At 71.7% G+C, this 6,368-nt stretch carries 5 protein-coding genes and 1 pseudogene; 3 read left to right on the top strand and 3 right to left on the bottom strand.

Annotated elements, in window-relative coordinates; genetic code table 11:
• Positions 1-754 (bottom strand): annotated as a pseudogene (locus tag O3Q52_RS46865) (hypothetical protein); the annotation flags it as partial.
• A gap of 171 nt (positions 755-925) precedes the next feature.
• Between O3Q52_RS46865 and O3Q52_RS46860 the strand changes: the two are divergent.
• Positions 926-1,501: an IS607 family transposase gene (locus tag O3Q52_RS46860; RefSeq protein ID WP_269654575.1), complete on the top strand. Its 576-nt coding sequence runs from the start codon at positions 926-928 to the stop codon at positions 1,499-1,501.
• Complete coding sequence (locus O3Q52_RS46855; protein ID WP_269654574.1) at positions 1,494-3,125, top strand: IS200/IS605 family accessory protein TnpB-related protein; 1,632 nt, start codon at positions 1,494-1,496, stop codon at positions 3,123-3,125. Before O3Q52_RS46860 ends, O3Q52_RS46855 begins: the two co-directional genes overlap by 8 nt.
• Positions 3,126-3,202: 77 nt before the next feature.
• Here O3Q52_RS46855 and O3Q52_RS46850 read toward each other — a convergent pair whose 3' ends face one another.
• The gene (locus O3Q52_RS46850; protein ID WP_269654573.1) at positions 3,203-4,369 is read right to left on the bottom strand and encodes a PP2C family protein-serine/threonine phosphatase; all 1,167 of its coding nucleotides are present in this window, start codon (positions 4,367-4,369) and stop codon (positions 3,203-3,205) included.
• 267 nt (positions 4,370-4,636) lie between these two features.
• Between O3Q52_RS46850 and O3Q52_RS46845 the strand changes: the two genes are divergently transcribed.
• Entirely contained in the window at positions 4,637-5,269 is a 633-nt protein-coding gene (locus tag O3Q52_RS46845; protein ID WP_269654576.1) for a response regulator transcription factor, read from the top strand.
• Between the two features lie 169 nt (positions 5,270-5,438).
• Here the strand turns inward: O3Q52_RS46845 and O3Q52_RS46840 are convergent.
• A partial coding sequence (locus O3Q52_RS46840; protein ID WP_269654572.1) for an MFS transporter occupies positions 5,439-6,368 on the bottom strand: 930 nt, incomplete at its 5' end.

The following is a 6,368-nucleotide window of genomic DNA, read 5'->3' as shown; positions in this document are numbered from 1 at the left end:
GTACGGACACCGGGACGGGCGTGGGTACGGGAGGGGGCGCGGGCTGGAAACCGGGTACGGGGCGCATGGGCGGCTGCGCGGGATGCATGGGTTGTGCGGGCCGGGTGGGCTGCGTGGGGTCGACCGCCAGCAGGATGTCCCGGCGGGCGGCCTCCGGGTCCTCGCCCGACGACCGTGTCAGCGCCTGCTGGTGGAGGTGCGCGAGCGGCGGGCGGTGACCGCTGCGGAGGATCGTGGCCACGGACTTCATGTACGTGGGCGACGCCACCGCGCGCCGCGGGGGAGGCGGGGCGACGCGGCCGTACAGCAGGGCGCCGGGTCCCACGGTGAGCGGCTGGCCGGCCAGGTGCTGCCAGGTCTCCGCGTCCGTGTGCAGGTCGACGACGAGCGCCGTACTGCCCGGCGCACGCAGCCGGAGTTCCTCGCGGATCCAGTGCCAGGGGAAGCCGGTGTAGCGGACCGTCGCGGCGGTCGTACGGGCCAGCGCGAGGTGGGGGAGCCGTTGGCGGCGGTCGAGTTGGAGCTGGCCGGTGAGGAAGACCGTGAGCGGTCCTGGGGCCGTCGCGGCGGCGCGCAGGCGGGTGAGGACCGCCTGCGGTTCCAGGGGGTCGGCCAGTTCGACGACGTTGGCCGTGTCCGTGCCGGAGAGCACGTCGGGGGCGACGGCGGCGAGTATGGGGAGTACGGAGGCTGCGTCCACGAGGCAGCTCCTGCCTGCCGGCGACGCTGCGAGCAGCAATACGGTTCCTGGCATCGCCGTTGTCTCCTGCCCTTGGATCACCACGGTCTGCACGGTAACCGGTGCGGGTGCAAAGGGTGTTGGGGTGGGGGTGGTAGGGGGTGGGTGGTGGGGGTCTTCAACTGTTGGTCTTCAAGGTCGGGTGAGTGAGCGTAACCATGTGTGAGTGAGTGTCGTTGTCAGAGCATGAATCTCACGGAATGGGCGAAGGCGCAGGGCGTGCATCCGCAGACGGCGTATCGCTGGTTCCGTGAGGGGACTCTGCCGGTACCGGCTCAGCGGGTCGGCCCGCGTACGATCCTCGTGAACGTGGGGGTCAATGCCGCGCCCGAGGCGATCGGCGGGCTGGGCCTGTATGCCCGTGTCTCCTCCCACGACCAGAAGACCGACCTGGAACGGCAGGTCTCCCGGCTGTCCCGGTGGGCGGCGCAGGCCGGCCACCGGGTGGTGCGGGTGGAGGCGGAGATCGCATCCGGTATGAACGGTGCCCGCCCCAAAGCCAGGCGGCTGCTGGCCGATCCGGACGTGACCACGGTGGTGGTCGAGCACAAGGACCGACTGGGCCGGATGAACACCGAACTTGTCGAAGCCACTCTGTCCGCACATGGGCGCCGCCTCGTGGTCCTTGATGACGGCGAGGTCGAAGACGACCTGGTGCGCGACATGGCGGAGGTGCTGACCTCGTTCTGTGCTCGCCTGTACGGTCGCCGGTCGGCGGAGAACCGGGCCCGCAAGGCTTTGGAGGCCGCCGAGCATGGCTGACTCCACACTGCGCACCATCGAGGCGCCGTTCATTGCGCTGGGCCCGTCCGGCGTGGCGATCCGCACCAGCATCAAGGGCATGTCCCAGCGGGACCGCGAGGTGCTGCACCTGGTGGGCGCACACCTGGGTTCGCTGGCTTCTGCCGACCTCAAGGCACGTTGCCGGGCGGGTACCGATCACGACAGCGACCAGTGGGCGGAGCGTAAGCGGGCTCTGACCGAGGAGTCGTCCTCGCGCTGGGCCGGGAGCATCACGAAGGCCACCCACGACCAGTGGGGCCTCTCGCGCCGTGCCCAACTCGCCCACATCCAGGACCTTGAGGCCGGGGTGCGCACGATCGCGCACCGCCTGTCCCAGCCGGTCGGGGACAAGGGCACGAAGCGGGCTCCTGGCGGCTACCGCACGAAGCAGGAGTGGTTCCAGAAGACCCGGCGCCTGCATGTGCTGGAAGACCGGCTGGAACGCGAGCGGTCCGACCGTGAGGCCGGTGTCGTGCACGTGGTGCGGGGCGGGAAGCGACTGGCTCGCAACCGGCACAATCTGGAAGCTGCCCAGCTCACCGAGTACGAGTGGCGCAGGCGCTGGGATGCCGAACGCTGGTTCCTCCAGGCAGACGGGGAGTCGGGGAAGCGCTTGGGGAACGAGACCATCCGCGTCAGCTCCCACGGCGAGGTCAGCATCAAGACCCCGGCTCCGCTGGCGCACCTGGCCAACGCCCCGCGCGGCCGGTACGTGCTCGACGGCCGGATCAACTTCCGGCACCGCGGCGAAGAGTGGGCCGACCGCGTATCGGCGAAGCGCGCTGTCGCCTACCGCATCCACCTGGACGTGGACCAGGGCCGCTGGTACCTCACCGCGTCGTGGACGATCCCCCCGGTCCAGACCGTTCCCCTGACCGTAGCCAGGGCGAACGGGCTCATCGGTGTGGACACCAACGCCGACCACTTCGCAGCGTGGCGTCTGGATGAGCGCGGCAACCCGATGGGTGAGCCCCGCCGGTTCTTCTACGACCTCGACGGGCCGGCCACCTACCGGGACGCCCAGGTGAGGCACGCCCTCACCCGCCTCCTTCACCGGGCACGGCGCGAAGGTGTCTCCATCGCGATCGAGGACCTGGACTTCGGCGCGGAGAAGACGCGGGAGAAGCACGGCCGCCGGAAGCGGTTCCGCAAGCTGATCTCCGGCATGCCCGTCGCCAAACTGCGGGCACGGCTCGTGTCCATGGCCGCCGAACTCGGCATCAGCATCGTCGTCGTCGACCCCGCCTACACCTCCCGCTGGGGCGCCGAGCACTGGCAGAAGCCCCTCAGCAGCAAGAACCGCAAGACCACCCGCCACGACGCCGCCAGCGTCGCGATCGGTCGAGGCGCTCTCGGGCACCGTGTCCGGCGACGGACGGCACCGCCCCCACACGACCAGAGTGATCGTGTGGGGTATCGGACCGTCCAGGCCGGACACGGCACCCGCGGGCGTGAGGAAACCCGCCCCCACATCCCTGGACCACGGACACGATCCGTGTCGCCGGACGTGGCGCGAACGCGGGTGACCAGCGCATCCACAACCGCTCGGGATACGCCAGCTGACCAGGTTTGGGTCCAAGACTCACTCCTGCTCACTGATTAGGAACGGTTTGTTCGGCCTCTGCGGGGGGCTTGTCGCGCCCACGCGGCGGAGCCGCACAGTGTCACAGCCCCGCGCCCCTACGGGGCCCGCCTCACCGCGAAGATCGTTGTGTCGTCCGCCACGTGGTCCGTGCTGTGGTGGAGGGTGCCCTCGCGGACCAGTTCCACCAGGCGGTGGGGGTGGGCGGCCGTGGGGTCGGTGGAGACGGCGAGGGTCACGCGGTCGTGGAGGGGGAAGAAGACGCCGTCGGCGTCGCGGGCCGCGGTGACGCCGCCGGTGACGAGGAGGAGGGTCTCGTCGGGGGCGAGGGGGACCCTGCGGACGGGCGGGACGCCCGCGCCTGAGCCCGCCGGCCCGGAGAGGCCGAGCGGGAGTCCGTCGCCGGGCGGCAGGACGCGTACGCCGCGCGGGCCCGCCACCAGCGGGGGTTCGTGGCCGAAGTTGACGACCTCGATGTGGCCCGCGGGGGAGCCCGGGGGCGGGAAGGCGACGAGGACCGCGGTCGCGAAGCGCTCCACGCCCCGTGCGGGGTCGCCGTCCAGGTCCTCGCCGAGGTCCGTGACGTACTGGCGGTGGCGGCCCATCCGTACCTCCAGCCGTTCGGCGACGACGGCCAGGGAGGCCTCGTGGTACGCGGACTCGCGGAACGTGCCCAGCAGGGCGGCGGCCGCCGCGACCGCGGGCAGGCCCTTGCCCTGGACGTCCCCGAGGAGGACCCGGGTGCCGTGCGGGCCGGGCTGGATGTCGTAGAAGTCGCCGCCGACGCGGGCCTCGCTGTCGGCGGCCAGGTACACGGCCGCGTGGTCGAGCCCGCCCCACGGGGTGGGGAGGGGGCGCAGCACGGTACGGCGGGTCGTGTCGGCCACGTCCCGCATGTGCAGCATCCGGCGCTCCTCCCGGACCCGTACGGCACACGCCAGCGTCGCCAGGGCTCCGCCCACGGCGACGAGGATGAAGTCCGGCAGGCCGGTCTGGTCCTGGTGCGGCCAGGAGGCGTCGACCTCGATGTACGTGAGGAGCGCGAGGACGGCGAAGGCGGCTGTTCCCCGGACGCCGCAGATCGCCGCCGCGATGCCGGGGACGAGGACGATCCAGGAGATCACCCTGAACTCGCCCGAGGTGTTCCAGTCGACCACCGCGATGGCGATGAGCAGGAGGAGGGGTGGCACCCAGGCCACACTTCGGCCGCGCACCCGGAGAAGCTGCTGCCGCCGGGCGCGGGTGCCCGGATCCGCGGCGCTCACTCGCCCAGCGAAGCACGACCGGGTGCTTGGCGCACGCCGACTTTTCTTACTTGGCCGCACCTTGGCCTGCCGCCGGCTCGCTTTTGGGTGCGGGCCCGGTGGGGGTTGCTCGCGCAGTTCCCCGCGCCCCTGAAAGACAAAAGCCAGGGGCGCAGCCCCGCTTTCAGGGGCGCGGGGAACTGCGCGACCAGCCCCCACCGGGCCCGCAGCCATACAACGCACCCCCAGCGGAGCGCTGACGCGGCCTACTCTGAGGCCGTGAACGAGATGCCCCGGGACTACCGGCCCGCCAAGTCCATCCGAGTCCTGCTCGCCGAGGACCAGGGGATGATGCGGGGCGCCCTCGCCCTCCTCCTCGGACTGGAGGCGGACATCGAGGTGGTCGCGCAGGTCGGGACGGGGGACGCGATCGTCGGCGCGGCCCTGGAGTCGCGGCCGGACGTGGCACTGCTGGACATCGAACTGCCCGGCATCAGCGGCCTGGACGCCGCCGCGCTGCTCCGGGACGAGGTGCCCGACTGCCGGGTGCTGATCCTCACCACCTTCGGGCGGCCGGGGTATCTGCGGCGGGCCATGGAGGCGGGCGCCGCGGGGTTCCTCGTCAAGGACGGGCCCGTGGAGGAACTGGCCGAGGCGATCCGCCGGGTGCTGACCGGTGAGACGGTCATCGATCCCGCGCTCGCGGCGGCCGCGTTGAGTGCCGGGCCGAACCCGCTCACTGCGCGTGAGTGCGATGTGCTGAAGGCCTCGGTGGACGGTGCGACGGTCGCCGACATTGCGTCGAAGCTCCACCTGTCCGAGTCGACCGTCCGCAACTACCTTTCGTCGGCGATCGGCAAGACGGCGACGCGGAATCGCATGGAGGCCATGCGGGAGGCTCGCCAGCAGGGGTGGTTGTAGGCGGTTCGTTGTCTGCGGGCGCGTCGTGGCTGGTCGCGCAGTTCCCCGCGCCCCTAAAGACGAAAGCCGGGCTGCGCCCCCCGGCTTTCGTCTTCAGGGGGCGGTAGCCCCTGCCTTCAAGGGGCGCGGGGAACTGCGCGACCAGCCCCCACCGGGCCCGCAGCGAACCTCAACCCCGCCCCGCCACCCCCCGCGGGAGCCACACCAACATCAGCACCACCCCCACGAGCAACACACCCCCACCCGTGCGGAACACCAGCGCATACCCCTCCGTCAGGGCCTCCGGCGACCCCCCGCCGCCGGTCCGCGCCGCGGCGATCGTCGCCATCACGGACAGCCCGAGAGAACCCCCCATCGTGCGGGAGGTGTTGATCAGCCCCGACACCAGCCCGGCCTCCCCCGGCTCCGCCCCCGACGTGGCCAGCGCGGCGAGGGGCGTCGCGGACAGCCCGGCGCCGAGCATCATCAGGATCCCGGGGAACATGATCGCGGTGAGGTACGCGCCGTCGGCGGTCATCGTGGACTGCCAGCCGAACCCGGCGGCGGCCACCACCGCCCCGAGCACGGCGACATTCCGCGCTCCCACAACGGGCATCAGCCGCGGCGCCAGCTTCGAGCCGAGGATCACCGCCAGCGAGCTGGGCACGAGCGCGAGTCCGGCGTCCAGCGGCGAGTAGCCGAGCACGTTCTGCGCGTACAGCGTCATGAAGAACCACATGCAGAACATCGCCGAGCCGCACAGGAACATCGCCACGTTCGCCGAGGACACGGACCTCAGGCGGAACAGCTTCAGCGGCATCAGAGGCGCCTTCGTCCGTGCCTCGACGAGCAGGAACAGCCCGATCAGGGCGGCCCCGGCGGCCAGCGGCACCAGGGTCGCGGCCGAGGTCCACCCCTCGGCCTCGGTCTGGACGATCCCGTACGCGAGGGTCGCGAGGCCGGCCGTCACCAGCAGGGCGCCCGGCAGGTCGATCCGGCGTCCTTCGCCGGCCCGGCCCTCGACGAGCCAGAGCAGGGCGCCGGCCAGCACCACAGCGCCGATGGGCACGTTGATCAGCAGGACCCACCGCCATGACAAACCGTCGACCAGGACCCCGCC

The organism is Streptomyces sp. ActVer, from assembly GCF_027270795.1.
GTDB classification, from domain to species: domain Bacteria; phylum Actinomycetota; class Actinomycetes; order Streptomycetales; family Streptomycetaceae; genus Streptomyces; species Streptomyces umbrinus_A.
The sequence above is the reverse complement of the archived record's forward strand: the minus strand, read 5'-3'. Positions and strand labels throughout refer to the sequence as shown.